Annotated in this window: 22 protein-coding genes and 1 pseudogene; 21 read left to right on the plus strand and 2 right to left on the minus strand. The window is 54.3% G+C overall.

Annotation, left to right across the window (positions count from 1 at the left end; genetic code table 11):
- Positions 1 to 247: 247 nt before the first annotated feature.
- The 3 genes from Q5Y71_RS02825 to Q5Y71_RS02835 all read left to right on the plus strand — a co-directional run bounded on the left by Q5Y71_RS02825 (position 248) and on the right by Q5Y71_RS02835 (position 2,450).
- Positions 248 to 463, plus strand: coding sequence for a cold-shock protein (locus tag Q5Y71_RS02825; RefSeq protein ID WP_020413094.1), 216 nt, complete (start codon positions 248 to 250; stop codon positions 461 to 463).
- Positions 464 to 478: 15 nt separating this feature from the next.
- Entirely contained in the window at positions 479 to 703 is a 225-nt protein-coding gene (locus Q5Y71_RS02830) for a hypothetical protein (protein WP_306039908.1), read from the plus strand.
- A gap of 262 nt (positions 704 to 965) precedes the next feature.
- The gene (locus Q5Y71_RS02835; RefSeq protein WP_306039910.1) at positions 966 to 2,450 is read left to right on the plus strand and encodes a bifunctional 2-methylcitrate dehydratase/aconitate hydratase; all 1,485 of its coding nucleotides are present in this window, start codon (positions 966 to 968) and stop codon (positions 2,448 to 2,450) included.
- 136 nt (positions 2,451 to 2,586) lie between these two features.
- On the opposite strand, the gene Q5Y71_RS02840 is transcribed toward Q5Y71_RS02835, so the two are convergent.
- On the minus strand, positions 2,587 to 3,561 hold the full coding sequence (locus Q5Y71_RS02840) for a porin (RefSeq protein WP_306039911.1): 975 nt from the start codon (positions 3,559 to 3,561) through the stop codon (positions 2,587 to 2,589).
- Between the two features lie 332 nt (positions 3,562 to 3,893).
- Between Q5Y71_RS02840 and Q5Y71_RS02845 the strand changes: the two genes are divergently transcribed.
- From Q5Y71_RS02845 to Q5Y71_RS02895, 11 genes are all read left to right on the plus strand, one after another.
- Positions 3,894 to 6,416, plus strand: coding sequence for a DNA internalization-related competence protein ComEC/Rec2 (locus Q5Y71_RS02845; RefSeq protein WP_306039913.1), 2,523 nt, complete (start codon positions 3,894 to 3,896; stop codon positions 6,414 to 6,416).
- Between the two features lie 81 nt (positions 6,417 to 6,497).
- Positions 6,498 to 7,121: a MotA/TolQ/ExbB proton channel family protein gene (locus Q5Y71_RS02850; RefSeq protein ID WP_306039915.1), complete on the plus strand. Its 624-nt coding sequence runs from the start codon at positions 6,498 to 6,500 to the stop codon at positions 7,119 to 7,121.
- Positions 7,122 to 7,136: 15 nt separating this feature from the next.
- On the plus strand, positions 7,137 to 7,556 hold the full coding sequence (locus tag Q5Y71_RS02855; protein ID WP_301418527.1) for a biopolymer transporter ExbD: 420 nt from the start codon (positions 7,137 to 7,139) through the stop codon (positions 7,554 to 7,556).
- Between the two features lie 86 nt (positions 7,557 to 7,642).
- Entirely contained in the window at positions 7,643 to 9,472 is a 1,830-nt protein-coding gene (gene msbA, locus Q5Y71_RS02860) for a lipid A export permease/ATP-binding protein MsbA (RefSeq protein WP_301418529.1), read from the plus strand.
- Between the two features lie 9 nt (positions 9,473 to 9,481).
- Positions 9,482 to 10,510 carry a tetraacyldisaccharide 4'-kinase gene (gene lpxK / locus Q5Y71_RS02865; protein WP_306039919.1) on the plus strand — a complete coding sequence of 343 codons (1,029 nt, stop codon included), beginning with the start codon at positions 9,482 to 9,484 and terminating at the stop codon, positions 10,508 to 10,510.
- Positions 10,500 to 11,267 carry a 3-deoxy-manno-octulosonate cytidylyltransferase gene (gene kdsB, locus Q5Y71_RS02870; RefSeq protein WP_306040040.1) on the plus strand — a complete coding sequence of 256 codons (768 nt, stop codon included), beginning with the start codon at positions 10,500 to 10,502 and terminating at the stop codon, positions 11,265 to 11,267. The genes lpxK and kdsB overlap by 11 nt, the downstream gene beginning before the upstream one ends.
- A gap of 12 nt (positions 11,268 to 11,279) precedes the next feature.
- Positions 11,280 to 12,296 carry a UDP-N-acetylmuramate dehydrogenase gene (murB, locus tag Q5Y71_RS02875; protein WP_306039920.1) on the plus strand — a complete coding sequence of 339 codons (1,017 nt, stop codon included), beginning with the start codon at positions 11,280 to 11,282 and terminating at the stop codon, positions 12,294 to 12,296.
- A gap of 580 nt (positions 12,297 to 12,876) precedes the next feature.
- The gene (locus Q5Y71_RS02880) at positions 12,877 to 13,530 is read left to right on the plus strand and encodes a response regulator (protein WP_306039922.1); all 654 of its coding nucleotides are present in this window, start codon (positions 12,877 to 12,879) and stop codon (positions 13,528 to 13,530) included.
- A gap of 41 nt (positions 13,531 to 13,571) precedes the next feature.
- Entirely contained in the window at positions 13,572 to 15,386 is a 1,815-nt protein-coding gene (uvrC, locus tag Q5Y71_RS02885; RefSeq protein ID WP_306039923.1) for an excinuclease ABC subunit UvrC, read from the plus strand.
- Positions 15,387 to 15,490: 104 nt separating this feature from the next.
- Positions 15,491 to 16,057, plus strand: a complete 567-nt coding sequence (gene pgsA, locus Q5Y71_RS02890) for a CDP-diacylglycerol--glycerol-3-phosphate 3-phosphatidyltransferase (protein ID WP_301418540.1) — start codon at positions 15,491 to 15,493, stop codon at positions 16,055 to 16,057.
- A gap of 535 nt (positions 16,058 to 16,592) precedes the next feature.
- The gene (locus Q5Y71_RS02895) at positions 16,593 to 17,552 is read left to right on the plus strand and encodes a lipid A deacylase LpxR family protein (RefSeq protein ID WP_306039926.1); all 960 of its coding nucleotides are present in this window, start codon (positions 16,593 to 16,595) and stop codon (positions 17,550 to 17,552) included.
- Positions 17,553 to 17,750: 198 nt separating this feature from the next.
- Here Q5Y71_RS02895 and Q5Y71_RS02900 read toward each other — a convergent pair whose 3' ends face one another.
- A complete protein-coding gene (locus tag Q5Y71_RS02900; protein ID WP_306039928.1) occupies positions 17,751 to 18,131 on the minus strand; it encodes a YchJ family protein in 381 nt (126 codons plus the stop codon).
- A gap of 171 nt (positions 18,132 to 18,302) precedes the next feature.
- On the opposite strand from Q5Y71_RS02900, the gene Q5Y71_RS02905 reads away from it, so the two are divergent.
- The 7 genes and pseudogenes from Q5Y71_RS02905 (at position 18,303) to Q5Y71_RS02935 (ending at position 26,704) form a co-directional block, all read left to right on the plus strand.
- Entirely contained in the window at positions 18,303 to 18,830 is a 528-nt protein-coding gene (locus tag Q5Y71_RS02905) for a TetR/AcrR family transcriptional regulator (RefSeq protein ID WP_306039930.1), read from the plus strand.
- Between the two features lie 139 nt (positions 18,831 to 18,969).
- The gene (locus Q5Y71_RS02910; protein WP_306039932.1) at positions 18,970 to 19,935 is read left to right on the plus strand and encodes an efflux RND transporter periplasmic adaptor subunit; all 966 of its coding nucleotides are present in this window, start codon (positions 18,970 to 18,972) and stop codon (positions 19,933 to 19,935) included.
- Between the two features lie 42 nt (positions 19,936 to 19,977).
- Entirely contained in the window at positions 19,978 to 23,088 is a 3,111-nt protein-coding gene (locus tag Q5Y71_RS02915) for an efflux RND transporter permease subunit (protein ID WP_306039934.1), read from the plus strand.
- Between the two features lie 241 nt (positions 23,089 to 23,329).
- Positions 23,330 to 23,881: a DUF1524 domain-containing protein gene (locus Q5Y71_RS02920; RefSeq protein WP_306039936.1), complete on the plus strand. Its 552-nt coding sequence runs from the start codon at positions 23,330 to 23,332 to the stop codon at positions 23,879 to 23,881.
- Positions 23,882 to 23,959: 78 nt separating this feature from the next.
- On the plus strand, positions 23,960 to 24,733 hold the full coding sequence (locus Q5Y71_RS02925) for a hypothetical protein (protein ID WP_306039938.1): 774 nt from the start codon (positions 23,960 to 23,962) through the stop codon (positions 24,731 to 24,733).
- A gap of 27 nt (positions 24,734 to 24,760) precedes the next feature.
- A pseudogene (locus Q5Y71_RS02930) lies at positions 24,761 to 25,600 on the plus strand (AAA domain-containing protein); the annotation flags it as partial.
- Positions 25,601 to 25,663: 63 nt separating this feature from the next.
- On the plus strand, positions 25,664 to 26,704 hold the full coding sequence (locus Q5Y71_RS02935) for a C-terminal helicase domain-containing protein (RefSeq protein ID WP_306040043.1): 1,041 nt from the start codon (positions 25,664 to 25,666) through the stop codon (positions 26,702 to 26,704).
- Positions 26,705 to 26,713 lie beyond the last annotated feature (9 nt).

A 26,713-nucleotide genomic window follows, 5' to 3' on the forward strand; every position in this document is an offset into this window, starting at 1 on the left:
CCCTTTGCTAGGCTTTTGACGGTTAATTACGCGGATAGGTACAAAGCTAGTATTTATTTCACATAGAAAACTAGACACTGGCGCTATTTTATCTAAAAATCAGTTTACGTTCGCTGGATTTCTGTCCAAAGGATGATTCAAGATAGCATTCTGCACTGTGCAGTCTGTTAACAATAGGGTGGCGTTTGTCCCTCTTTACGCATGGGGTAATAGAGGTAGGCGCAATAACAATAATGAGGTTGTCTCAATGAGTGATCGCGTTACAGGTACTGTGAAGTGGTTTAATAACGCAAGGGGTTATGGCTTCATCACCTGTGGAGAAGGAACTGAAGATATTTTTGTGCACTACCGCAGCATCCGCGGTGAGGGTTATAAGACCCTTAATGAGGGGCAGGCGGTTGAGTTCGAAATGCAACAAGGTGACAAAGGACTGCTGGCGGAAGATGTTGTTCCCTGTGAGTGATTCTCGGATTGCTCGTTGAAAGAACTGTTGTCGTGTGGGGTTTGGTGGTTGTTAGCTGCCAGCTCTGCCAGCGCCTCTAGAAAAGCGGGTCTTTTGGCCCGCTTTTCTATTTTTGTTCGATGCCCTAGTGGCCGGTTTGCCCGGCAATCAATGACGTTAGCGGAAATGTCATTAGCGGCGTTTTTTCAGGACTTTGAAATGCTGACGCAACGAACAGTACTGTTTGTATTTCAGGGGTGATTGCCGGAGGGTTATGCGCACCTCACGGTTTATTGTGATCGTGAATAAACGCGCGCAGAGACTTTGGTGTCAGATTTTTTCCACTTCACACTATTTTGTGGCAGTGGCGGCAAGGCCCGGCGTAATATGAATCAAACAGGTATCCGGTTGACCCGTGTCTTTTGGATACAATGGTTTGAGTCCTGGCGGTTGGCGCTCTCGAAGAGCTTGGAGATCAACAGCAGTTACACTCTATGCGCTTCTTCAACAGGAAAGTCCCACTATGCACCCCGCTGTCGAGCAGAATACCCGGCCCGATTATGATTCTGTCATCCAGGATATCGCTGACTATGTGCTGGATTACCCGATAGATTCCGATGCAGCCTGGGATGCAGCACGCTATTGCCTGATGGATGCCCTTGGCTGTGCACTGCTGGCGTTGCGTTTTCCTGAATGTACCAAGTTGCTGGGCCCTGTGGTGGAAGGAACCTGGGTACCTGGTGGCGCGCGAGTGCCGGGCACCCGGTTGCAACTGGATCCAGTGAAAGCGGCCTGGGATATCGGCTGTACAATACGCTGGCTGGATTTCAACGATACCTGGTTGGCCGCGGAATGGAGTCATCCCTCCGATAACCTGGGCGCCATACTCGCGATGGGCGACTTTCTGTCGCGGGAGCAGTTGGTGCAGGGCGGCCCCCAGATGTCGATGCAAACAGTGCTTGAGGCCATGGTCAAAGCCTACGAGATTCAGGGTGTACTGGCGATCGCAAACAGCTTTAACCGTGTTGGCCTTGACCATGTAGTCTTGGTGCGGGTAGCTTCAGCGGCGGTCACGGCCTGGATGAAAGGTGGCAGCCGGGCGGAAATAATGTCGGCAGTATCCCTGGCCTGGGTAGATGGCAGCGCCCTGCGTACCTACCGGCACGCCCCCAATACCGGTTCACGCAAGTCCTGGGCAGCGGGAGACGCTGCATCCAGGGGGCTTTGGCTTGCGCAGATGGCACTGCGTGGGGAAATGGGCGTTCCCACCGCACTCAGTGCAAAACAGTGGGGTTTTTACGATGTCTGTTTTAGCAAAACCAATGCGGATCAGAAAGTGAAGGTGGAGGGAGACAGGCAGTTTCTATTTTCCCGCGGCTATGGGTCTTATGTGATAGAGAACATTCTGTTTAAGGTTTCCTTTCCGGCCGAGTTTCACAGCCAGACTGCCTGTGAAGCAGCCATTGTCCTGCACCCACAGGTGGCTGAAAGGCTTTCGGAGGTTGACAGGATTGTGGTGACAACGCAGGAGTCAGCGATTCGTATTATCTCCAAACGTGGCCCATTGACGAATACGGCGGATAGGGACCACTGTCTCCAGTATGTGGTTGCGGTGTCGTTGTTATTGGGCAATCTGCAGGCTGAATACTACGAAGATGATTTCCATAGGGCGCATCCGGAAATTGATGTGCTGCGCGACAAAATGTCGGTGATTGAAGACGGAGGCTACTCAAGGGATTACCTGGACCCGGACAAACGCTCTATTGCCAATGCAGTGCAGGTTTTTTTTCGGGATGGCAGCTCGACAAAAAAGGTCGAGGTGGCATATCCCATTGGACACCGCCGTCGCCGGCAGGAGGGAATTCCCCTGCTGGAGCATAAGTTCCGCCAGAACCTGGCCTCACGCTTTCCTTCGGGCCAAGTGGAGAAGGTTCTGGCGTTATGCCAGGATCAGCAACGCCTTTGCAGTCTGCCGGTACATCGCTTTATGGATTTGTTGGTGATTTAGTGGCCCGTGTTGTCAGCGGTGAAAGGACTGGCAAGCGAGTCTTCAAACGGCGGCCAGTGGCCGCCGTTTGAGTACTCACAGGGTAGGGTGATCAGATAGTCCTTCCCACTTGGAGTCGACAGCATGGCAAGCGCGCCTAGAATTTGTACTCGGCGCCGATGCCTGCGTAGTTGCGGTCGTAGCCAGCCTCTGCACTTTCGTCAGTGTAGAAACCAAAAACCTTGGCCGCGCTGCTGAACTTGTAGTCGACCCCAAGGCTATAGGTTTTACCGTCCTCTTTGACAATGTCGGAATGGCCGTATTGGGCTTTCAGGGTCCACGGCTCAATCTTGTAGGCAACAGAGCCCATCCAACCGTCCTGGCGGCTACCGTCAGCCTTCTCCTGGTCTTCGAAAAGGGCACCAACCTGCAGGGAGCCAATATTGTATTGGGCGACGAAGCGCTGAACGTCACGGTCATTCTCTTCAACATCCTGGTCAACGGCGTAGGCCAGGTAAACACCGTTGTTGTCGTAAGCAATCGAGACGGAAACACCGTTTTCCCGTGTGATTTCCCTGAGTATTTCATCCCCGGCTTCATCCAGGCCGATTACCTCATAGCCAATGACTGCGTCTTTGTGGCTGATGTAAGCGGCAGAAGCTTTAAAGCCAGCGAAAGACGGAGTTGTGTACTGAAAGCTGTCTGTTTCGCGGTTGTCGCTCTTGGTAATCAGACTCTTGATGTCGCCCTCCAGGTCGTTGAACAGATCCACTTTCTTTTGGGCAACTTTTAGGGGGGTGTCAAACTTGCCGGCGATAACCTGGCCGAAACCGCCCTCCAGGCCAGCGTAGATATTGCGTTGGGAAAAGGTATCTTCGGCATCGCCGTCCATATCCACTTCGTATTCCATACGGTAGATACCCTTGATACTCTCCGTCAAAGCGATTTCACCCTTCACGCCCAGGCGGGAGGCATTGCTCTGGACGTCGGTGGCAGAGCCATCTCCCTCGTCGAAGGAGTGCAGAGTGACATTGGCTTTGCCGTAAAAATCCACTATTTCGCCTTCGTCCTGAGCAATGACCACAGTGGGGATCAGGGTAACGATGGCCAGAGAGAGCGCAGTCTTGTTCATAATCGTCTCGCACAGTTTATGGTTTTGGGCAGAGGGGGTCTTTTCGTTCACTTGTATTGGCGCCCCCTCAATCTGGTGCGGATTCTGCGTCCTAAATATTACAAAAATGTTAAACATGGCACTTTTTTTAAAATAATATGACTGATAAGTGTCATTCAGAGGTGCTAATGTCGCCGGGCGGCAGTAATAAGGTAACGATACCCCGTTTCTTTTGCCTCGCTTGTACCTGTGTTGGGTTTCTAGCTATCCCAGGCTTGATGCAAGTGCGCATGGGGGATACCGCCTGTTGATGTGAAGGCATTGAATCGGGCGGGCGCTGCGGGGAAATGGATATGCCTTATTTGTGGAGGGTATCTGGTGAGAAACAACTCTGGGGTCCCACCCTGCTGCTCTGGTTATTTTCACTGTCCATCATAGGCCTTGGTTGCCTTCCTGAACTGCCTGAAACAGGGCTGCTGCTGGGCGCCTATGTGGCATTGGCCCTGGTACTGCTGATATGGCCTCGCTACAGGCCCGCACTGATACTGCTGGCAGCTTCCCTTGCCGGTGCCGGCTGGGGCTTGTGGAGCAACCAGAAAGCGCTGCAACAACGCCTGCCCATTGAGAGACATGGCTCCGACCATCTGCTCCGAGTCCAAATCGTATCCCTGCCGGAAATCCGCTCCAGTACCGGCGATCAATGGGGCGGGTCGGTGGCAGGCAGTGTGCGTTTTCAGGCGGTGGTTTTGGGGACCCCTGCGGACACAGGGCGAAGCCCGGTTGCAGCGGGTAGCCTCTTGTATCTCACCTGGTATCGTGTCGATGCCGACACTCTGCCCCGACTGCGCGGCGACAGCCGCTGGTTGTTGCCGGTGCGCCTGATGCGCCCGCGGGGCAGTGTGAACCCTCACAGTTTTGATTTTGAGCAATGGCTTCTGCAACGGGGGATATATGCAACGGGCTATGTGCGTCCTGGAGATGCGACCCCGCTGTGGTTGGGGCAGGGTACGGGAATCGTGTCGCTGCGTGGTGTGCTGCGCGACAGGCTGCACGCACTGCCGGTGGGGCGGACAGCACTGATCAGTGCGCTGTTGCTGGGCGATCGCAGCGGTCTTGTTCAGGCGGATCGAGATCTGCTGAAGCGGACCGGTACAGCGCATCTGCTAGCGATTTCCGGGCTGCATGTGGGAATGGTCGCGGGATTTCTATTGCTTTTCGGTCATGGTATTGCCCGGGGCGCCGGTATTTTGACAGGCACCACCCCCGCTGTCCTGCCTGTGGTATTGGCTCTGGCGGGCACCCTGATCTATACCCTGCTAGCCGGTGCGCCCCTCTCAGCGCAGAGGGCGTTGGTGATGACCTGGGTCTTGCTGCTGGGTTGGCATTGGCGGCGTCGTATAGGTGCCGGCATTGCCTTTGCCCTGGCACTTGCCCTGGTGCTAGTCCTGCAGCCGCTGGCTTTTTACGCAGTGGGATTCTGGTTGTCGTTCAGTGCAGTCGCAGCCCTGCTGTTGGGTTTCAGGGGGCGCTTGGCACTGGGACCTGTGCCGGTATCGACTTCCCAGGTGTCGGAAGCAGAGGCCTATCCCGCAATGCAACCCCTGTGGCTCACCCATATTCTGCAGCTGTTGCGCAGCCAGTGGCTGGTAGCTCTGGGATTGATTCTGCCTTCGGCAGTCTTTTTCTCCGGTTTCAGTGCCGGCGGTATGTTGTTTAACCTGGTAGCGATTCCCTGGTTGGGTGTGCTTATCCTACCTGTGCTGATGTTGGGCGCTCTGTTGATGGAGACGGGCTTAGGGCTTCTCTGTTTCAGGTTTGCCGGCTGGCAACTGGACCTTTTGATAAGGTGCCTGGAGACAGTGGATCGCCTGCTGCCCAGTTGGCAGACCCTGGCGGCGCCGCACGACCCAGTACTGCTGGCGGTTGCCGCGCTGGGTGTACTGGTGCTGTTGCTACCACGGGGTTGGCCGGGGCGCAAGCTGGGCTGGCTGTTTCTGCTGCCTCTGCTCCAGCCACTGCTGCCTTTGTCGATGCCGGAGCGCCAGGGGTTTCACTTCACCGCCCTGGATGTCGGTCAGGGGCTGGCCCTGGTGTTTTACTCTTCACAAGCCCATGTCGTCTATGACGCAGGTCCCCTGTCTTCAACCGGTTGGAACGCCGGTAGCGCCATAGTCGTCCCTCACCTTGCGGCGGCGCGGGCTACCACTCTGAATGCGCTGATTGTCAGCCATGGGGACAGGGATCACGCCGGTGGTGTACAGGGGGTGCTGAAGACTTTCCTGCCGGAGAGGCTGTTTGCTCCGGGGCGATTGGTATTCAAGCTGGCGGGTAATTCCAGTGTGCCAACGGAACCCTGTGTGGCCGGCAGAAGCGTCAGTATCGGCGATATCACTATTGATTGGCTCTGGCCTCAGGGAGAGGCGCTGAGCGGTACAGAAAATGACCACAGTTGTGTCGCCCTGGTACAGTGGCGCGAGGTTCGATTGTTGCTGACAGGGGATATCAGCAGTGCGGTGGAAAGCCACTTACAGCAGAGGTACCCCGACTTCCCGCCAGTGGATCTACTGGTGGCACCACACCATGGGTCCAGAACTTCGTCATCGACAAGTCTGCTGGTTTGGTCGAAGCCGAAGAGGGTTGTTTTTAGCGCAGGTTTCCGCCATCACTTTGGCCATCCCCATGCCGAAGTGGTCGAGCGTTACCGCACAATGGGCACGCAAATCTTCAATACCGCGCAAAGTGGCGCGGTGGCATTTACTTGGCGGGAAGGCATCGGCCAGCCCCAGGTGAACCTGGCCCGCTCCGCTGCGCGGTTTTGGTATGCGGGTCACAGCGATGAGACAGGACATGGTAGAGGACTTAGCCGCCGGGAGTAGCTGTGATAAAGTGCTGAACCCGTATCTGTTATGCAGTAGATACACTCCCGGAATCCCTCTCGCTGTTTAGGGCTGAGAAACGTGTTAGAAATCATAAAATCCGGTGGCTGGCTGATGCTGCCGATCCTGCTCTGTTCCGTTGCTGTGATTGCGATCTGTATTGAACGCTTGTGGACATTGCACCCTCAGCGCATAGCGCCGCCAACCCTGTTGAGTGAAGTTTGGGGGTGGCTGAAAAACAATCCGGTACAGGCGGAGCAACTCAAAGCGTTGCGGGACTCCAGCCCCCTGGGGCGCATTTTTGCCTCCGGCCTGTCCAGTTCCCGCTATGGTCGCGAGGTGATGAAAGACAGTATTGAGGAGACTGCGAATCAAGTGGTACATGAACTCGAGCGCTATTTGGGTGTGTTGGGCACGATTGCAGCAGTTGCGCCATTGATTGGCCTGCTCGGCACCGTGATTGGCATGATCCAGGTTTTTACCGCCATTATGCTGGAGGGAACCGGTAATGCCGGGGTACTGGCCGGAGGTATCAGCCAGGCCTTGATCACCACCGCTGCAGGCCTGACCGTGGCTATTCCCGCGCTGATGGCGCACAGATATTTCCAGCGCCGGGTGGATGCCATTGTGGTTGCGATGGAACAGGAGGCCGTAAAGCTTGTGGATGTTTTGCACAGTGACCGCAACATCAAAGCTGTAGCCTGAGCGAGGTTGCAGCCGATGCACTTTCGCCGCCAAGCCAAAGAGTCTGATGGAGTGAACCTCACGCCGCTGATTGACGTGGTTTTTCTCCTATTGATTTTCTTTATGGTGTCTACCACTTTTACCAAAGAGAGCCACCTCAAGCTGAATCTGCCGGAAGCCGCTGGACCCCAGGCGGCAGAGGAACCCCGTGCTGTGGAAATTTTGATCAGCGCAGACGGTACTTACGCCGTGGAGGGCCAGGCGTTGATCAACAAAAAACTGACCACCTTGAAATCCGCACTGTCAGAAGTTTCCGCAGGCGAGTACAATCGCCCGCTTGTGATCACCGCTGACGCCACTGCCCACCATCAGGCCGTGGTTCGGGCACTGGATGCCGCTGGACAGTTGGGCTTTGTCAACCTAAGCATTACTACACGGCAACCGGAACAAAACTAGCGCGCAGAGCCTGTATCTGGCTGTGACAGATGGTGGGCTTCACGCGTGAATGCACCCCGTTTGGGTGCGTCCATTCATTGGTCTGTATGAAGAGAGTAACCCCGCTCCCCAGCAAACCGCAACACGGGGCGCAAACCTATCGCCGACTACTCATTTACGCCCGGCCGCATATCGCCATTTTTGGTGTTGCAGTCTTGGGGTTTTTGCTGTTTTCTGTGATGGGCGTCAGCTTGATTGCCGTTACCGAGCTGCTGCTCGATGCCGTGGGGGCAGGTATTTCGGAAAAGCGCGGCTTTCTCTCCAAATTTGTGGCTTCCCACTATCCCGGTGGCGTGATGCCCCAGGAAACCGCGCGCTGGCTGGTACCTCTGGCGATGCTGTTGATTATTGTGTTGCGGGCGCTGGGCAACTTTATTGGCAGCTACGGCCTTGCCTACGTGGCACGCGCGGTGATTCATCAGCTTCGCACCGAATTGTTCGAAAAGATCGGTCAGCTCCCCAGTGCCTATTTTGACCGTTATACCGGCGCCTACCTGATTTCCAAAGTTTCCTATAACGTTGAGCAGGTAACCAATGCCATCACCAAGGCGATCAAGGTGCTTTTCCGTGAATCCTTTACCACGCTCGGCTTGTTGATATACCTGCTGTTGGTGAACTGGAAACTCACTTTGACCTTTTTTCTGTTTGCGCCGCTGATCGCTTTTATTGTGCGGGTAGTTGGCAAGCGATTTCGAAAATTGAGTCATCGCATTCAGAACTCCATGGGAGATGTTACCCATGTCACCCAGGAAGCTATCAATGGCTACCAGGTTGTGCGCATGTACGGTGGTCAGGCCTATGAGCGTTCCCGCTTTCTGTCTGCCAGTGACAATAATCGCAGACAATTTATGAAATTGGTGGTGACTAATACTGCCAGTGTGTCGGTTATCCAGATTTTGGTAGGGCTCTCGACGGCCACTATTGTATGGCTGGCCTTGGCACCGGGAATGGTGGAGTCCATGACTGCCGGGGTTTTTGCCGCCTATATCGGTGCTGCGGCCTCCCTGGCAAAACCGGTGCGCAGTCTCTCTGAGGTGTTTGCGGATATTCAAAAAGGCATTGCTGCGGCAGAGAGCATCTTCGAGGTAATGGATGCGCCCAAGGAACCCCAGGGGGGTAACCAGAGATTATCCAGACCGGTGCGTGGGGCGGTCAGTTTTGATGCGCTGGAGTTCAGCTATGACGAGGCCGCACCGAAAGTACTTGAAAGGATCAGCTTTTCTGTGGGAGCGGGGGAAACTGTGGCTCTGGTCGGGGCCTCGGGTTCCGGCAAAAGCACCCTGGTAAGCCTGCTGGCCCGTTTTTATGAACCCAGTGGCGGGCGTATTCTAGTGGATGGCACAGATATCTCCACTGTACCTGTCACCGAATTGCGTCGTCATATCAGCATGGTATCGCAGAATATTGTTCTGTTTAACGATACCGTTTACCGCAATATCGCCTATGGCGAACTGGAAAATGCTCCTCGTAAAAATGTACTGCGCGCCATAGAGCAGGCGCATGCGGCTCAGTTTATTGAAGCATTGCCTCAGGGGCTGGAGACCGCTCTGGGTGACAATGCGCAGACACTCTCCGGCGGCCAGCGCCAGCGCCTGTCAATTGCACGAGCCCTGCTCAAGGATGCCCCCATTCTTATTCTGGATGAGGCGACTTCAGCATTGGATAATGAATCCGAAAGCCATATTCAGGCCGCCCTGAAAGAGGTGATGAAAAACCGCACGACGTTTGTCATTGCCCATCGCCTGAGTACGATTGAAAATGCAGACCGTATCCTGGTGATGGAGAGGGGCCGTATAGTGGAGAGCGGCGATCACTCGGAGTTGCTCGCACGCGGTGGGCATTATGCCGTATTGTTGCAACGGCAGACGATGGGGTAGGGCACGGGGATGTCACTGGAAGACTGGTTCAACAGGCGCTGGTATCCAAAAAAGGGCGGGGGGCGGGCTCTCTATCTGCTCACACCGCTGGAGATACTCTACCGTCAATTGAGCGAGCGGCGCAGGATCAGGAAGGCCCGCAGGCCGCCACTGCCACTGCCGGTCATTGTAGTGGGTAATATCACCGTTGGTGGTGCCGGCAAAACGCCGTTGGTTGCGGAACTCGCGCGCTGGTTGAAAGAGCGAGGCAGAAACCCCGGTATTGTCAGTCGCGGATATGGCGGGCGGGCCAGGCGCTACCCCTACCAGGTGACGGCTCAATCACACCCGCTGGAATGCGGGGATGAACCCCTGATGTTGCACCTGATTTCCGGCGTGCCGGTGATGGTTTCCCCCAATCGCACAGAGGCAGCCCGGGCACTGATTGATTATCACCAGTGCGATGTCATTTTGTCCGATGATGGTTTGCAGCACTACAGTCTTTGGCGCAGCCTGGAAATTTGTGTGGTGGATGGCCTGCGCGGTCTCGGCAATGGGCATATGTTGCCGTGCGGCCCTCTGAGAGAGCCCCAAACGCGTTTGCGGACTGTGGATATTGTGGTGAGTAGCGGCGAGCCCGATACGTGCGTCAGGCAACAGTGCGGGGATCTGCTGGATTTCCCGATGACACTGGAGCCCTCTTGTTGGCACCAATTCAACCTCGATCAGACTTCTACACTGCGATTGCCCTCGGGGCCGGAACCCGGTCCCTGCCACGGAGTGGCGGCGATCGGTAACCCCCGGCGCTTTTTCCGCACGCTCCGCCAACTGGGCTTTAGGGTGATGGAGCAGCCCTTTGCTGACCACCATCAATTCAGCCCCCAGGAACTGCACTTTGATGGTAAAACACCGGTCATCATGACGATGAAAGATGCGGTAAAATGCCGCGATTTCTGGCAGAGCCACTGGTGGGCGCTGGAGGTGCGCGCCAGGTTACCCGATTTGTTCTACCAAAAGGTGCACCGGCACCTGCAGCTGTTTTCTGATGATGAAAAATAATTGCCCTTTCGATGTCATTATCCCCGCCCGTTTCGCCGCCAGCCGATTACCGGGCAAGCCCCTGGCGGATATTGCTGGCAAACCCATGGTGCAGCACGTCTATGAACGAGCGCGGGAAAGCAGCGCCGAAAGGGTGATTGTCGCCACTGATGATATGCGCGTAGCCGAAGTCGTGCGGGCATTTGGTGGGGCGGTGTGTATGACCTCGGCGGATCATGCCTCCGGCACTGATCGCCTGCAGGAAGTGGCAATGAATCTGGGGTTTGCCGACGACCGTATACTGGTGAATGTGCAAGGGGATGAGCCTCTGATCCCGGCCCCGGTTATCAACCAGGTTGCACAAAATCTCGCGGCAAACGCCCGTGTCGGTGTGGCCACCCTGGCGGAGCCTATTCAGACCCTGGATGACTTTCGCAATCCGAATATTGTAAAAGTCGTCGCTGCCAAATCGGGGATGGCGCGTTATTTTTCCCGCGCACCCATACCCTGGCCGAGGGACGCCTTTAGCCTGGAAGCCACGGAACTGCCCGCTGGTCTGGAACCCCGCCGACATATTGGCATCTATGCCTATCGGGTGGCGCTGCTGACAAGCTTTGTATCCTGGCCCGTGGCCCCGCTTGAGCGGTTCGAAGCTCTGGAACAGCTGCGTTTTTTGTACCACGATGAACATATTCATGTAGCCGATGCCTGTGCGGCAGTGCCTGGTGGTATAGATACGGAGTGGGATCTTCAGCGCGTACGAGCGCTTTTCGGCTAAAGCTGTTTTCCGATGATAGAATCCGATATCGATTTACAACCCCACAATACCCTGGCAATTTCTGCTCAGAGTGCCCATTTTGCGCGGGTGCAAACACTGGATCAGTTGCGGGAAGCTCTGACCTTTGCGCGGCAGCGGCGCCTTCCTATTTTACCCTTGGGTGGCGGCAGCAATATCGTCTTGACAGGGGATTTTCCCGGCCTGGCTATCCAGTTGGATCTTCGGGGTCTTTCAGTCAAGTCTGGCGACTTTGGCCACACTGTCAGTGCCGCTGCCGGAGAGAATTGGCATCAATTGGTGATGACAACGGTAGAGAAGGGATTGGGCGGGCTGGAAAATCTTGCCTTGATCCCGGGTAAAGTGGGTGCAGCACCAATTCAAAATATCGGTGCCTATGGAATCGAGTTGCGCGATCGTTTTAGCAGCTTGCAGGCAATGGAAATTGCCAGCGGGGAAATACATAGATTCGATACTGGAGACTGTGCCTTTGCCTACCGCGATAGCGTATTCAAGGGTTCACTACGAGACCAGTACATCATCACCCAAGTGAGCCTGGCGCTTCCCGGCGCATGGGAGCCCTGTATCGGCTATCCCGCACTACATGGGTATCTGCAAAAGCGCAATTGGGAGAGTGGCGCGCTGACGCCGGCTGTGGTGGCGCAGGCAGTGACGGATATCCGCAATAGCAAATTGCCGTTGCCGGAGATCATTCCCAATGCTGGCAGCTTTTTCAAGAACCCTGTCGTAGAAACCGCGCTCTATGAAAGCCTCAAAGCGGTACACCCGGGTTTGGTGGCTTTTGCGGCGGGGGATCGCTGGAAGTTGGCTGCGGCATGGCTGATTGATCGCGCCGGTTGGCGGGGGGTCCGGCGCAATGCTGTGGGGGTTCACGATTCGCAGGCTCTAGTGCTGGTCAACCCCGGCAGGGGCAGTGGGGAGGAACTGACGGGGCTGGCCGAGGAGATCGCCGCTGACGTGTATGCCAAATTTGGCGTGTCACTGGAGCCTGAGCCACGCTACTATCCGTAGCGGAGCGCTCCAGTTGAAAGGCAGCTTGCTGACGGCGCCGATCCAGCGTTTTCAACAGCTCTGTTATTCCCATATTGCTCCCAGTGTTTTATGCAGTTACCGCTCAACACGGATTTTATAGGAAATTTCGGTGCCTAATTACCTGTATGTCATATAATTCAACAGATATTTGTGACGTGGTATATACTTTAGTTTATATAGCTGAAAGAAATTGAATGTGGGGAATATATTTCGAATCCTATTATCCATAGAATCTTTGCTATTTGGCTTTTTGCCATGCAAATTGTGCGAAATAAAAACCTGTTGATCACAGGAAAATAACTTGGTACGTTTTTACAGTGTAACGATTGCCAATAAACGCAGCAGATTTCTTTGCCGATCAGACTTTTTGGCAGCATTTGAAACGGCAGCTTTGTTTTGCGGTAGCGTTTTTGTTTGGTATGTTGTCGTTGGATTCTCGGGGTGGATCTGTGCGGGGCAGTTTCCCCGCAATTAAAAAGAAGAAGGCAGTTTTGAGGGCACAGGCGGTGGGGATGAATACGCTGCGCAATCACTGCACTTATCCGTAGTTGGGGATAGCTTGATCAAAGTCTTGGTGGTAGACGATCACGATCTTGTGCGAATGGGGATTTCGCGCATGTTGAGTGACGTCGAGGGTGTAGAGGTGGTTGGTGAGGCAAATTGTGGCGAGGAAGCCTTGGAATTTGTGCGCCAGCGTGAAGTCGACGTGATTCTCATGGATGTAAAAATGCCCGGCATGGGTGGGCTCGAAGCGACAAGAAAACTGCTGCACCGTTGTCCGCAGGCGAAAGTTGTCGCAGTGAGCGCCCTGGATGACGATTTGTTCCCCGGTCGATTGATAGAGGCGGGCGCCCGCGGGTATGTCACCAAAGGCGCTGACCTGGCAGAGATGGTTAAGGCAATTCGGACCGTGGTGTCCGGCAAGATGCATATCAGCAGCGCCATGGCGACGAAAATGGCACTGCGCAATGTCTCCGGTCACGCGGGCAACCGCTCCCCGTTCGAAAAACTTTCCAAGCGTGAACTCCAGACCGCTGATATGATCGTCAATGGGGCCAAGGTTGCAGAGATCGCTCAGGCGCTCTCTGTCAGCCCCAAAACAGTAAACAGCTACCGTTACAGGATTTTCGAGAAGCTGAATATCAGCAGTGATGTTGAATTGACCCTGCTCGCAATCAAATACCAGATACTCGATCCCGAAGGGGCCTTTTAATTTCAGCGGGCAGGTGCCAGCCTAGTAAAATTGACTGCCAGATGTTTGACAGCAAGCGTTTTCTTTCCTCCGTTACCCGAAAGCCGGGTGTCTACCAGATGTTTGACGCCGACAACCATATTCTCTATGTGGGCAAGGCGAAAAACCTGCGCAATCGCCTTTCCAGTTATTTTCGCAGTTCCGGTCTCACTACCAAGACCATGGCACTGGTGCAGCGCATCAACACCATAGAGGTTACGGTTACGCGCAGCGAGACGGAAGCGCTGGTACTAGAGCAAAGCCTGATCAAGTCGCAGTGCCCACCATACAATGTCATGCTGAAAGATGACAAAGGTTATCCTTATATCTTTCTTTCAAGTAGCGATACTTTCCCTCGCATTGGCTTGCATCGCGGTGCCAAATGCCGGAAGGGGCGTTATTTTGGCCCTTTTCCCAATGCGTCCTCAGTGCGTGAGAGTCTGAATTTCCTGCAAAAGACCTTTCGTATCCGCTCCTGTGAAGACAGCGTCTTTCGCAACCGCTCACGACCTTGTCTGCAATATCAAATTCAGCGTTGCACGGCGCCCTGTGTGCATTTTATCGGGGAGAAGGAGTACCGTCAGGATGTGCGTCATGCCGAGATGTTCCTCACTGGTAAGAACGACAGTATTATTCGAGAATTGGCTGATGAAATGGACGATGCCTCCAGAGCCTTGGCCTTCGAGAAAGCCGCGCGCTTGCGCGACCAGATCTCCACACTGCGACGCCTCCAGGCTGATCAGGTGGCTGAGGGCGACAGCGGTGATGTGGACGTGCTTGGGGTTGCCAGTGAGGCTGGCAGCTGTTGTGTACACGTGCTGTTTATTCGCTTGGGGAGAATATTGGGCAGTCGCAGTTTTTTTCCCAGCGAGCGTCTCGGGTTGAGTCATGCAGCGCTGTTATCCGCCTTTGTGCCGCAGTTCTATATCGGCAGTCCACGGGAAATCCCCCGCGAAATTCTCGTATCCGAAGCCCTGGAGGATGTGGTGCCGCTGCAGCAGGCCCTGGGCGCACAGGGAGGGCACGAGGTTGCTATAGCACACAAATTGCGCGGTAAACGCGCCACCTGGGTGGAGATGGCCGAACAGGCGGCCCGACAGAATTTGAGCAGCCGCACCGCCGCACAGCGGAGACTGTTTGACCGTTTTGAGGCACTGCAGGACGTGTTGGATCTGGAGCAGCTTCCGGAGAGGCTGGAGTGCTTCGATATCAGCCATTCATCAGGTGAAGCGACGGTGGCATCATGTGTTGTATTTGATACCGCTGGCCCGGTCAAATCGGACTACCGCCGGTTCAATATTAAGGGCATCCAGGCTGGAGATGATTATGCGGCCATGGGTCAGGCGCTCAAGCGACGCTATACCCGCTTGTCGGGAGGCGAGGGCAAGTTCCCCAATATTCTGTTGATTGATGGCGGAAAGGGCCAGGTTAACCAAGCGTTAGACGCGCTCAATGCGCTGGGTGTGGTTGGCGTACAGATTATTGGCATTGCTAAGGGCGCCACGCGCAAAGCGGGCTTTGAGACCCTGTATGTGGTTTCCAGTAACAAAGAGCTTGTACTGTCTGCCGACTCGCCCGCTTTGCATTTGATTCAACGGGTTCGCGACGAGGCACATCGATTTGCCATTGTGGGTCACCGGGCGCGCCGGGACAAAAAGCGGCGGGAGTCACCCCTGGAGGGCATTGCCGGGGTGGGGCCCGCCCGCCGGCGGGCGTTGCTGCGCCATTTTGGTGGCCTGCAGGAAGTCAAACGGGCCACAGCGGCAGAAATTGCCAGTGTGGAGGGAATCAGCCGCAAACTCGCACAAACTATATACTCGGTACTGCATCAGGAATAGTCGTGCGATAGAACTGAAGAACTATTGCCCGGCTATTTCATCGGGTGTTTCATTTTGTGCAACGACTTGTTAACGTATGTCCCCTCACAAGAACAGAGAAAAATATGACACTTGCCAACCAGCTGACATTGCTTCGTGTCGGTTTGATACCTGTCTTGGTGGTGGTTTTCTACCTGCCGTATCAGTGGAGCTATGTGGCATCGGCAGTGATTTTTGCCGCTGCCGCCGCAACCGACTGGCTCGACGGTTACCTGGCAAGAAAACTGAATCAGAGTACGGCATTTGGCGCCTTCCTGGATCCCGTCGCAGACAAACTGATGGTGGCTACCGCCCTGGTGCTACTTGTGGGCCTGCATAAGAATGCCTGGTTCACTATTGCAGCGGCAGTGATTATCTGCCGGGAGATTGCGGTGTCTGGACTGCGGGAATGGATGGCGGAATTCGGCCAACGCAGCAGTGTTGCCGTATCCTATGTGGGCAAGGTCAAGACTACGGCACAGATGGCGGCAATTATTGTGCTGCTTGCCTTCGATGTGCGGGAGTATCCGCTGATGGAAACGCTCGGGTATCTACTACTGTATATTGCCGCTGCCCTGACCTTGTGGACCATGGTTATGTACCTGCGCGCAGCCTGGCCGGCACTGATGGCAAATCATCACAACCCCTCCTAGTCCACTGTCTGATCAAGTCACGGTCGTTACCCATTGGCGCCTGTGGCGAAGGCGTTACTGCAGCCGCAATATGCCCGTCGCCGCCCATTGTGATGATTGAACGGGCGTTTCTCACCTCATCCTTTTGTTGTCAATCTTCTAGAGTTCACATTGAGCCACGAGTATTTGTGTCGTGATGTTGATTCAGGAGCCAGTTAATCGCTGTTGCGCCCGCCATGGAACCCGAACTGTGCCAGTGAAGGGCAGACTCATTGGGGCTGGACACTGTTTCCCCCGGGCTTTGGGCAAACAGGCGGACTGTAAGGGGCCCAATTGAGCTGTTGACACCGAAAAGGCGAGAGATGGCAGATAGTTAGGGCTTCTCCCAGTCGGGGCTTTGAGGAAAAAGCGCTAGTCATGTACTGGCATTGCCACCGAGTAAGCGGCAGGGCTGGAGAGGTGATCGGGATATCGTTGTTGCAACCGGTAACCCGGAAGCACAACAGAGCGAAACCGGGTTTGGCTTCTGAGGGAGCAGGTGAAGTAAGAGTGGCATATGGAGTACAGTGCCAAGAGTTTCCTGTCGTTAGTTGTTGTTTTGCTCTCTGCCCTGGGTTCGCTACCCGTTGGAGCGGCCGGCACGGCAAAAGGTCAGCTTCAGATCGAAGTGGCGAACGACGCGCCTTTCCAGACGGATAGAGATTATACCGGCGGGCTTCATTTAGCCTGGAGGCCCGCAAATAGCCCGTTTACGCTGCATTTGGGTCAGGACATCTATACTCCAGAAGATCTTACAACGACCACACCAGTCGATGGTGAGCACCCCTATGGCGGTTGGACCTATTTGGGTGTCAACTACCTCTACCAGATTTCTGCGAACTGGCGCGCTGATGTAACGCTGGATATTGGCAGCACAGGCCCGAGATCCGGCGCGCGGGTGATGCAAGAGTGGATACACAGGGCTACCGGGTCCACGGTCCCCAAAGGTTGGCAGTCCCAAATGCATAACGAATGGGGATTCATGCCTGAGTTAAAGCTGGACTACAAGCTCCCTCTGTCCGCATTTCAAAAAGGGGGACTGGTATACCGTGTAGTACCTTATCTTCGCTGGAGAAGCGGTAATATTATCAGAGACCACGGGGTTGGAGTTCGCTTGATGTTGGGCAGTCAACTGCCGGTTTTCAGCAACGTCGCAACCCAACCCGATGGTGACTTTTATTGGTTTTTTCGGGTCGGTCTTGAATATACGGCAGTAGCGAGAAATATTCTTCTGGAGGGAAATTCAAAAGTAAGGAACGGGGTAAAGCAATACAGTTATGGCGTAATTCCAGAGAAAGCGCTTGCAGTGGCTAATTTGGGAGTATTTTGGGGTTTTGATTCTTATGAGGCGGGTGTGGATATACAGTATAATTCCAAAGCCTATGCATCACAAGGCCATATAAATAGCAGCTTTTTAATTGGCGGCACACCCTCGGGAAACTTTGTGATGTCTGTCATTTTTAAAAAATTTTTTTAAAATCGAGCTACTCACAGCCTGCTTGAAAGGCACTTTGAAAAGCCGGTGAACCATAGGACCGGACCGCCGTTTGCCCTGCCAGCGCAAAAAATTGTGAGTAAAGCCTGGGTATCAAAAAATGCTGTGGTGGCGCAGCCCCAGGGAGCCAGCTCGGCTTATGTATTCTTGCCGATCCATTACTGTAGTACTGCTGAACGTTTATGGCCAATCCGCACAGGCTTGCAAATAGACCCAGCGCTTCCTGTACAGTTTGAACAGGGAAATCTCATGAACCTCACACACTTGGTTACCATCCAGGTACAGTGCTTTAAACTCCGCGGCAGAGCGCTTCAGCCCTGGCTTAACCCGGATGATCCGCAGATGTGTCCATTGGGTTGTCAGGTCTTCCAGGTGGAGATTTGGGCGGCTATCGGGGTGCCAGGTCTTGTGTAAATAGGTCAGATTGCCTGTGGCATAGGCGGTGTAGCGGCTGCGCAACAGAGATACGGCTGTATTTGGGTAGGCTTTGCCGGACAGGTAGAGGCCGCAGCAGGCTCTCAGATTTTTGCCTGAGTCGCAGGGGCAGGGTAGCACCGTCATCAAATACTCCAGATAGGCAGTTGCAGGGCAGTGTCCATTTGGTCACAGAGTGCCCTAAACACTACTTAACCCTGGATGATTGGGTCATAGAGTACCATGGCTTGACATTGTCCTGGCTTGAGATAATATACCGACCAGTCGGTTTTTATCTGAGGATCCCCAGGAGGCCATGTGCCGAAAGTCGATAAGACTACGATAGTGCGTGCGGCAGAAGCGGTGGTGCGGGAGCGGGGCGCGCGCAAGCTTACCCTGGATGCAGTGGCCGATCACTGCGGCCTCAGCAAGGGGGGCCTCATCCATCACTTTCCTACCAAGCAGTCGCTCATCAAGGCCATGCTGCAGGCAGCCGTTGACAGGGAGTATGCCAGTACCGAGGCCTTCGTCGCGTCGGGGGCCGATTTGCTGATCGCCCGGCTCAATGCCATTTTTGAACTGATGGAGGATGATGAGTCCCTGCCGCGATCTCTGATAGCGGCTGTGGCAGAGAATCCGGCACTGCTCGACCCCCTCAAGGCCAAGCAGGCGGCGCTGCGCAGTGAACTGACTGAAACCTATCGTGATCCTGAGTTGGCCCAGCTTTTGATCCTGGCGGCCCAGGGGATGTTTCTCGGACGTGTACTGGGGATTTTGGAGATTGAGGACCCAGTATTCGAGCGCTTGCACAAACGCCTGCTGATGCTTTCCTCCGATCTCGCCTAGAGCTTTGATTTCCAGTCAACCAAGTTTGTGGATAAGGACTATGAATTTGTCGATACATTGTCGTTGCTCTCTGTTCTTACTGATGGCAGCTGTTGTTCTTTTTGCAGGATGTTCCGGCTCGGAAGCAGATGAACAACAGATGAAGTACCTGTTGCCGGTCAAGGTGGCCACTGTCACCAGTGGTGCAGAATCTACCGGTCGTCAGTTTGCCGGGCGGGTAAAAGCGGTACAGAGTGTGGATCTCTCATTCCAGGTGGGCGGCAAGCTGGACCTGCTAAATTTTCTCGAGGGAGAAATTCTTCCCAAGGGTACTCTGATTGCGGAGTTGGACGATCGGGATTACCGCCGCAGGGTCAAAGAGGCCCGTGTCAATGTAGAGCTACTGGAGAAGACCCTGAAACGGCAGCGTTCTCTGGCGGGATCAAAAGTGGTATCCCAGCAACAGCTCGACGAAGTCGAGAGTAATTTCAATCTGGCAAAAGTGGCCTTGGAAAAGGCTGAACAGGACTTGGCCTATACCAAATTGCGCGTGCCCTTTGATGCGCTTGCTACCCGTCAGCTTGTGGAAAATTATACCAATGTACAGCCCGGTCAGGCCATTGTTCGGCTGCAAAATATTTCTGAAGTGCGCATACAGATTTCAGTGCCGGAAAAAATGCTGGCAACTGTCAGCAAAGACCGGATCAGTTCGGTGAATGCAGAATTTGAATTCCTGCCGGAACGGGCGTTTGCCCTTGAATACCGGGAGCACCAGACAGAGGCGGACAGCGTGACCCAGACCTATATCGTTGAACTGGGCATGCCGCGTCCAGAGAATGTGCAAATTCTCCCCGGTATGACGGCACGGGTGAAGGTGAAGCTGAAAGAGGAGAAGGGCGGTTTGTGGGTTCCGCTGGCAGCGGTCCAGACTGGTGCCGATGGCAATCCTTATGTCTGGCAGATCAATGCAGACCAGTCTGTATCCAGGGCTCCTGTCGCCCTCGGACGCACAGATGGGGAATCGGTACAAGTCGTTGAAGGCTTGTCACTTGCGATGAAACTAGTGGCCGCTGGCGGTCAACATCTCTACGAAGGTGCAAAAGTACGCAATTATGCGCAGGATTAAAATTCGTTTGATCTGTGGGCCTGGTACGGATGGGGAGGTATCTTGAAAATTTCTGACGTATTTATCCAGCGGCCTGTATACAGCTGGCTGTTGATACTGATTTGCCTAATCGGTGGTCTCTGGGCATTGACAGATATTGGCCGTCTTGAAGATCCTGCCTTTACCATTAAAGAGGCCCGTGTTTTTACCCTGTATCCCGGTGCCAGTGCTCAGCGTGTCGAAGAGGAGGTGACCGAAAAGCTTGAGGTTGCGATCCAGCAGATGGGACAGCTGGATAAGGTGACGTCCACTTCCAGTCCCGGCATGTCGGAAATTCGGGTGCGGATCAAGGATCAGTATAATTCGGAGGAGTTGGCACAGGTTTGGGATGAATTGCGCCGCAAGGTCAACGATGCGCAGAGTGAGCTGCCCAATGGTGCCATGCGATCTGTGGTCAACGACGATTTCGGTGAAGTGTACGGCATTTACTATGCTGTGACCGGTGACGGCTTTTCGCAGGCGGAGATGCGCGAAATCACCAAAGCCATCCACCGCGAGCTACTGGGTGTTGAAGGGGTGGCCAAGGTATCTCGCTCTGGCATTATTGATGATGTGGCCTACCTGGATATTGATGAATCCCGCCTCGCGCAGTTTGGTTTCTCCCTGGACGATCTGGCCCAGGTGCTTCAGGGGGAAAGCGCCACGCAACAAGAGGGGGAAATTGGGGAACAGGACCTGCGCACCCGTATTGTGGTGGACAATCCGGCCAGTGATTTGGGAGCAGTTCGCAATATTCTGGTGGGTGTTCCCGGTTCCACCGCTATGCTGGCAGTGCGGGATATTGCCGATGTTTCTCTGGGTTACAATGGAAATCCGGATTTTATCGCGCGTTTTAATGGTAAACCGGCCATTTTGATTGGTGTGGCAGGTGCTGTGGACACCAATATCGTCGATGTAGGGATGGCTGTTGGAGCGAAACTGGCTGAACTCAAGCAGAGCTTGCCCCTGGGTGTGGAAATTCACCCGGTTTACGAACAGCACATAGTGGTGGAGGAAAGTGTCAAGGGGTTCCTGTTCAATCTGGTTTCTTCCATAGTGATTGTTACCCTCGTACTCTGTATGTTTATGGGCTGGCGCTCTGGTGTGGTTGTCGGTGTTGTGCTCGGCCTTACTGTGCTCGGTACCGTACTGATTATGAATCTGTTTGGCTTGAATCTGCAGCGCATTTCTCTCGGTGCCCTGATCATCGCCATGGGGATGCTCGTGGATAATGCCATTGTGGTGGCTGAAGGGATGCTGATGGGAGTGCAGCGGAAAGAGGCCCCCCAAAGTGCTGCCCAGCGTGTGGTACGTCAGACATTCTGGCCGCTACTGGGGGCGACCATCATCGGTATTATGGCCTTTTCCGGAATCGGTTTATCCGATGATGCCACTGGTGAATTTCTCTTCTCTCTGTTTGCAGTGATTGGTATTTCCCTGGTGCTCAGCTGGGTGCTGGCAATCACGATTACGCCTTATCTGGGATATCACCTGTTCAGGCCGGTAAAAACTGCCAAAAGTGATGAGGATCTTTACAGTGGACGCTTTTATCGCATGTATGCCCGGGCACTGACCGGTGCCTTGAATCGACGCGGCCGCACTATTTCCGTGCTGGTTGTGGTGACATTGCTCAGTTATATCGGTTTTGGTTTTGTCAAACAGGGCTTTTTCCCTAACTCCAACGCCCCCCTGTTTTATGTGAACTACTTCCTGCCCCAGGGCAGCGATATCAAGCGCACTGAAAGCGCGCTGCAGAAGGCCACCGAGTTTATGTTGGCGCAGGATGAAGTAATTTCCGTAACAGCCGTTGCCGGCAGGGGGGCGGACCGTTTTATGTTGACTTACGCTTCTGAGCCACCCAACTCAGCTTATGGGCAGTTAATCGTGCGTACGGAGAATCGTGAGCAGATTGCGGGGTTGATTCAGCGTGCCAGAACCGCACTGCGCGACACACAACCGGAGGCCTTGATCACTTTCAAACGCCTGGTGTTTGGCCCCGGCGGGGGTGCGGATGTGGAAGTGCGTATCTCGGGTCAGGATTTCAATACCCTGCGTGCTCTGGCTGAGGAGGTGGAGCAGCTTTTCCGGGAAAACGATTTGGAAGATATCCGACATAACTGGCGCAGCAGAGCACCCACTGTACGTGTGCATCTCGACCCTGAGCGGGCGCGTGTAGCAGGGGTGACCAATACGGATATCAGCCGCACTATCCAGTTTGCCACATCTGGCTACCGTGTGGGGGAGTTCGAAAGTGGAGACCGGATTATCCCGATTGTTGCGCGTATGCCTGAGGAGGATCGCAACCGGGTTGGCTCCCTGCCCGACCGGCTTGTATGGAGTCCCAATGAGCAGGGGTATATCCCCGCCGGTCAATTGGTTAAGGAATTTGAGACCACGGCGGAAGAGAGCCTGATACAGCGTCGCAACCGGGTACCCACTATTACAATCAGTGCGGAAGCGCCCGAGGGCGTAACTGCCATGGCCGCATTCAGTAGAATCCAGAAGGGTGTGGAGAGCCTGTCATTGCCCGCGGGTTATGCAGTGGCGTTTGGTGGTGAATATGAAAGTTCCTCTGATGCACAGGAATCCCTCGGCAAGAAGCTGCCACTTGGCTTTCTGGTCATGGTGCTGGTCTCTGTTTTGCTATTTGGCACCGTGCGTGAACCGCTGATCATCTGGCTGGTTGTGCCTATGTCTCTGGTGGGCGTGGTGGTTGGTCTGTTACTGACAGGGCTGCCTTTTGGTTTTATGTCGCTGCTCGGCGTACTGAGCCTGTCCGGCATGTTGATCAAAAATGCCGTGGTACTGGTGGATGAAATTGAGGTGCAGACCGAAATGGGCCTTCCGCGCCTGACGGCAATCCAGAGCGCCAGTGTCAGTCGTTTGCGCCCGGTATTTCTCGCTGCGGTTACGACCATACTGGGTATGTCGCCGCTACTGTTTGATGCATTCTTTGCCGATATGGCAGTAACGATCATGGGTGGACTGGGTTTTGCAACGGTGCTGACTCTGATCGCGGTGCCGGTTTTCTACGCAGTTTTCCACAGGGTAAAACCCACTGAGGTAACCGCTGATGAAGAGTATTCCAGGCGAGATCTGCAGCGGCAACCCTGCACAGAACCTGTGTCTGCCTAGACTAGGGGAGGGCCCGGGGAAAAACCGGCATACGGGGTAAATCGGGGGGGAAAGGCTGACTTTTGCTCCCGTTTAATTACTAGGCATATTCCCAGAGCTGAATTTATTCTTTTTGAAATTTCCGCATAAACGATTCCTGCTTTAAGCCTATACTTACCGGTTGAAATTTGAAGTATAAGCGATAGCCTTAAGGAGATATTTCCTCTAAGCTGCTCATTTGGATTTGATTGGTAGTCGTTGTATGAGTGTTCGGTCAATTTCGAAGCCACTGGTGGCTCTGTCTTTCTTTTTATTTGGTTTTTCTACGGCAGCGATACCCTATAAATGCACAGAGTGGCTGCCCCGCTGGTCTGATTTCGACAACGACTGCCAGGATACCCGCCACGAACTGTTAATTCGTTTCTCCCTCTCCCCGGTGCGTTTTACCCACAACAATGGCTGTAAGGTGGATGCTGGATTGTGGTTGGACCCTTATACCGGCAATTTTTACAATAAGGCATCAGATCTGGATGTGGAGCATATAGTACCTTTGAAATGGGCCCATGATCACGGTGGGGCAGAATGGAGCCGTGAGCGCAAACGGCAATTTGCGGAGGATATGGAAAACCTGTGGCTGGTGGATGATGGACACAACCAGAGCAAGGGGCACAAAGGCCCCGATCAATGGATGCCGCCTTACGCACCGGTGGGAAAAGTTTATGTTCGACGTTTTATGGCTATTGTGAAAAAGTATGACTTGCACCTGAGTGTAGTGGAGTACGAGCATTTCTCGGCACTGGCGGGTGAACCCTGAGGTGCGGAGAGTGGCTATCTGTCCCAGTCTTGTGATTTTAGATGGTATTTTGTTGTAAATTGGAATCAACGGGCGATTATGCGGGCACGTTTATCAGTCTTTATTGAATATTTTCGGCGCTGCTATCTGGCGGACAGCCACGACCTGTCACTATCCAATATTATCCGATTGCCCACTAACCGCCGTTTGTTTTTGGAAGAGCAAGATTACCTCAGCAGCGGCGAACTGCCTCGAATACCATTGATCAGCCCTGTTGCGGCAAAGTTGGCGCAGTTGGCCGATACTTATCGAAAAGAGCGCCGTCTGGTTTATGCCTGTTTTTTTGTCTGCGGCACGCTTACCACTCAAGGAGGCTTTATCAGCAGGCGCACACTGTGTTCACCACTTCTGTATTTTCCCGCTCGAATTTACCGCGAAGATGACTATTTTGCCGAGATAAATACCACCGATATCCGCATTAATCTGCCCCTGCTGCGATTGATTCTGAAGCCGGATATCGACCCGGTGGTGATGAATACTTTTCCATTGCCCCGGCTTCCCATGGATGCCTCCCAGGTAGCGGATATGGGGCGTTGGCTGCAGAAATACAGTCTGTTGGCAGAGGTTGAGGAACTGGTCCGCTGGCCAAACTTTCAGCCTGGGACACTGGTGCAGGAACGGATGAAGACATCACAACTGGGGCCAGTCAGTGCCGGTGCGTTGATTCTGGCGGACAGGTCCAGGGGCTCTCGCGGAGTTCTGCACGAACTTGGTCAATTGGCCCAGGCACGCAATCTCCCGGCTCCTTTACAGATTGCCTTGGGAGGAGAGCCTGCTCAGGTTATTGAAAGCAACAGCGAGCCTGAAATGTAGCCGGGGCTCTTCAGTGATGCCCAGAAGGGGGCATTGCGCAATGCGGCACGTTTACCGCTCAGCCTTGTGTCAGGCCCTCCGGGTACGGGCAAGAGTTTTACCATTGCCGCTATGGCGATCGACCAAATGCTGCATGGCAACTCAGTGCTGGTTGTCTCAAAAACCTCCGAAGCCATTGATGTTGTCAGAAACAAGTTACAGGAGCCCTATGGGCTGACTGAGGGCTATGTACATGCGGGCGAACAAAGTTTTGTTCGCAGTTTAAGGGCCCGCCTCGATACCCTGCTCAAGGAGGGGGTTGATTTGTCGGAGGTGAGCGCCGCCAAGTTAAAACGCAACCTGAGAGCTACGAATCAATTATTGCGCAAGGCCGAGCGTCGCTTTGCGCGGGCGCTGTGGCTGGCCAAGGTTCTCGGCCCCGGACGCTGGGTAGCCTGGGTATTGCGTATAGGGGCACCACTGTTTGGCCGGGACCTGCGGACAGAAGACTTGTGGGACTTCCAGGATGTTATCAGCCAGCTGCGTCACTGTTTTGAACGCCAGGCTGCCCGTTACATCAATGCCTATCGCCAGGAAAAGCTTGCCCGGTTATTAAGTAATGAGCGGCGCAGCCTGGCCAGCTTTCATCAAGCACTGCGGGCGAGGAATTCAAAAACCCAGGCGGAACGATTTGCGCAGACGAATATGCAACTTGTCCTACAAGCCTACCCTGTCTGGCTTGCAAGTCTGGACGAACTCAATGAAATATTGCCGCTTTCAGGTGGCATGTTTGACCTGGTGATCTTTGACGAATCCACCCAGTGCGATATTGCAAATGCGCTTCCAGCACTCTACCGGGCAAAACGCGCGGTTGTGGTGGGGGACGGCAAGCAGCTGCGACATGTCTCCTTTCTTCCGGCAAACCAGCAGCAGCGCCTGTGGAAGGCAGTGGTGCAGTGCGGCGAGTTACCGGAGGTATTTAGTTACCGGGACCAATCCCTGCTGGATTTGGTATGTGATGCCCTTGACAGTCAGGATGCGGTGACCCTGCTCGATGAGCACTATCGAAGCCAACCCGAGCTGATCGCCTTCAGTAACCATGCGTTTTATGCCGATCGTCTCAAGGTTATGCAGGCGCGGCCAGGGAACTCCCGTGCGCCGGCGCTGACTTTTCACCGGCTGGAGGGGCGAAGGGCCAGAAACGGCAGAAACAGGGTTGAGAAAGACTGGGTCATATCCCAGTTGCGCGAGCATTTTAACCGCTACGAAAATGCGCCGCTAAAGCCGTCTGTGGGGGTGTTGTCTCCCTTTCGGGAACAGGCCAACTATCTGGCCGATGAGGTGTCCAGGGTATTTTCCCCTGAGAAGCGGCGCAGCTTTTTGGTACGGGTCGCCACACCCTATGGTTTTCAGGGAGAGGAGCGGGATGTGATGTTGCTCTCAATGACCATTGATAACCAATCCCTGCGGGCGGCAACCTATCTCAATCGTGCCGATATGTTTAATGTGGCGATTACTCGGGCCAAGGAACAGCAACGGGTGGCTTATTCTATCAGTCCCGAGCTGCTGTCATCAGATCACTTGCTGCGCCGTTATGTATCCTACAGTCATGGTGCAGTCTGTAGTTACCAAGAGGGAGATTATTCCTGTAAATTTGCCAGGGCGGTCAGTGCAGGCCTTGAGGCGGCGGGTATCCGGCACTGGGTCGACTTCCCCATCGCAGGCCGGCGTATCGATATCGTGTGTGAGCATCGGGGTTGCGTTCTGGGGGTGGACTTGATTGGCTACCCTGGAGAATATCAACAGCACCTTACGATCCGAAACTACAAGATTCTACACCGGGCTGGCATCCGGGTTCTGCCGCTGCCCTATCTGCAATGGTCCAGGGATAAGCGGGAGTGCATCGCGCGAATTATCGGGGTTTTGCGGGGGGGAGCAGTGCGGGAAAGTGGAGACGGAGGCCATCACAGAGTGATTGATGCGGCTCCTTGACCTAAAAGA

The organism is Microbulbifer sp. 2205BS26-8, assembly GCF_030731025.1.
Classification (GTDB): domain Bacteria; phylum Pseudomonadota; class Gammaproteobacteria; order Pseudomonadales; family Cellvibrionaceae; genus Microbulbifer; species Microbulbifer spongiae.

Bases quoted from the DNA above. Each gene is read 5' to 3' on its own strand.
- Q5Y71_RS02925 (WP_306039938.1), top strand. From the start codon at position 23,960: ATGCGGGCACGTTTATCAGTCTTTATTGAATATTTTCGGCGCTGCTAT.
- Q5Y71_RS02825 (WP_020413094.1), top strand. From the start codon at position 248: ATGAGTGATCGCGTTACAGGTACTGTGAAGTGGTTTAATAACGCAAGG.
- msbA (WP_301418529.1), top strand. From the start codon at position 7,643: ATGAAGAGAGTAACCCCGCTCCCCAGCAAACCGCAACACGGGGCGCAA.
- Q5Y71_RS02920 (WP_306039936.1), top strand. From the start codon at position 23,330: ATGAGTGTTCGGTCAATTTCGAAGCCACTGGTGGCTCTGTCTTTCTTT.
- Q5Y71_RS02835 (WP_306039910.1), top strand. From the start codon at position 966: ATGCACCCCGCTGTCGAGCAGAATACCCGGCCCGATTATGATTCTGTC.
- murB (WP_306039920.1), top strand. From the start codon at position 11,280: ATGATAGAATCCGATATCGATTTACAACCCCACAATACCCTGGCAATT.
- Q5Y71_RS02845 (WP_306039913.1), top strand. From the start codon at position 3,894: ATGCCTTATTTGTGGAGGGTATCTGGTGAGAAACAACTCTGGGGTCCC.
- Q5Y71_RS02900 (WP_306039928.1), bottom strand. From the start codon at position 18,131: ATGACGGTGCTACCCTGCCCCTGCGACTCAGGCAAAAATCTGAGAGCC.
- Q5Y71_RS02840 (WP_306039911.1), bottom strand. From the start codon at position 3,561: ATGAACAAGACTGCGCTCTCTCTGGCCATCGTTACCCTGATCCCCACT.
- kdsB (WP_306040040.1), top strand. From the start codon at position 10,500: ATGAAAAATAATTGCCCTTTCGATGTCATTATCCCCGCCCGTTTCGCC.
- lpxK (WP_306039919.1), top strand. From the start codon at position 9,482: ATGTCACTGGAAGACTGGTTCAACAGGCGCTGGTATCCAAAAAAGGGC.
- Q5Y71_RS02855 (WP_301418527.1), top strand. From the start codon at position 7,137: ATGCACTTTCGCCGCCAAGCCAAAGAGTCTGATGGAGTGAACCTCACG.
- uvrC (WP_306039923.1), top strand. From the start codon at position 13,572: ATGTTTGACAGCAAGCGTTTTCTTTCCTCCGTTACCCGAAAGCCGGGT.
- pgsA (WP_301418540.1), top strand. From the start codon at position 15,491: ATGACACTTGCCAACCAGCTGACATTGCTTCGTGTCGGTTTGATACCT.
- Q5Y71_RS02895 (WP_306039926.1), top strand. From the start codon at position 16,593: ATGGAGTACAGTGCCAAGAGTTTCCTGTCGTTAGTTGTTGTTTTGCTC.
- Q5Y71_RS02910 (WP_306039932.1), top strand. From the start codon at position 18,970: ATGAAGTACCTGTTGCCGGTCAAGGTGGCCACTGTCACCAGTGGTGCA.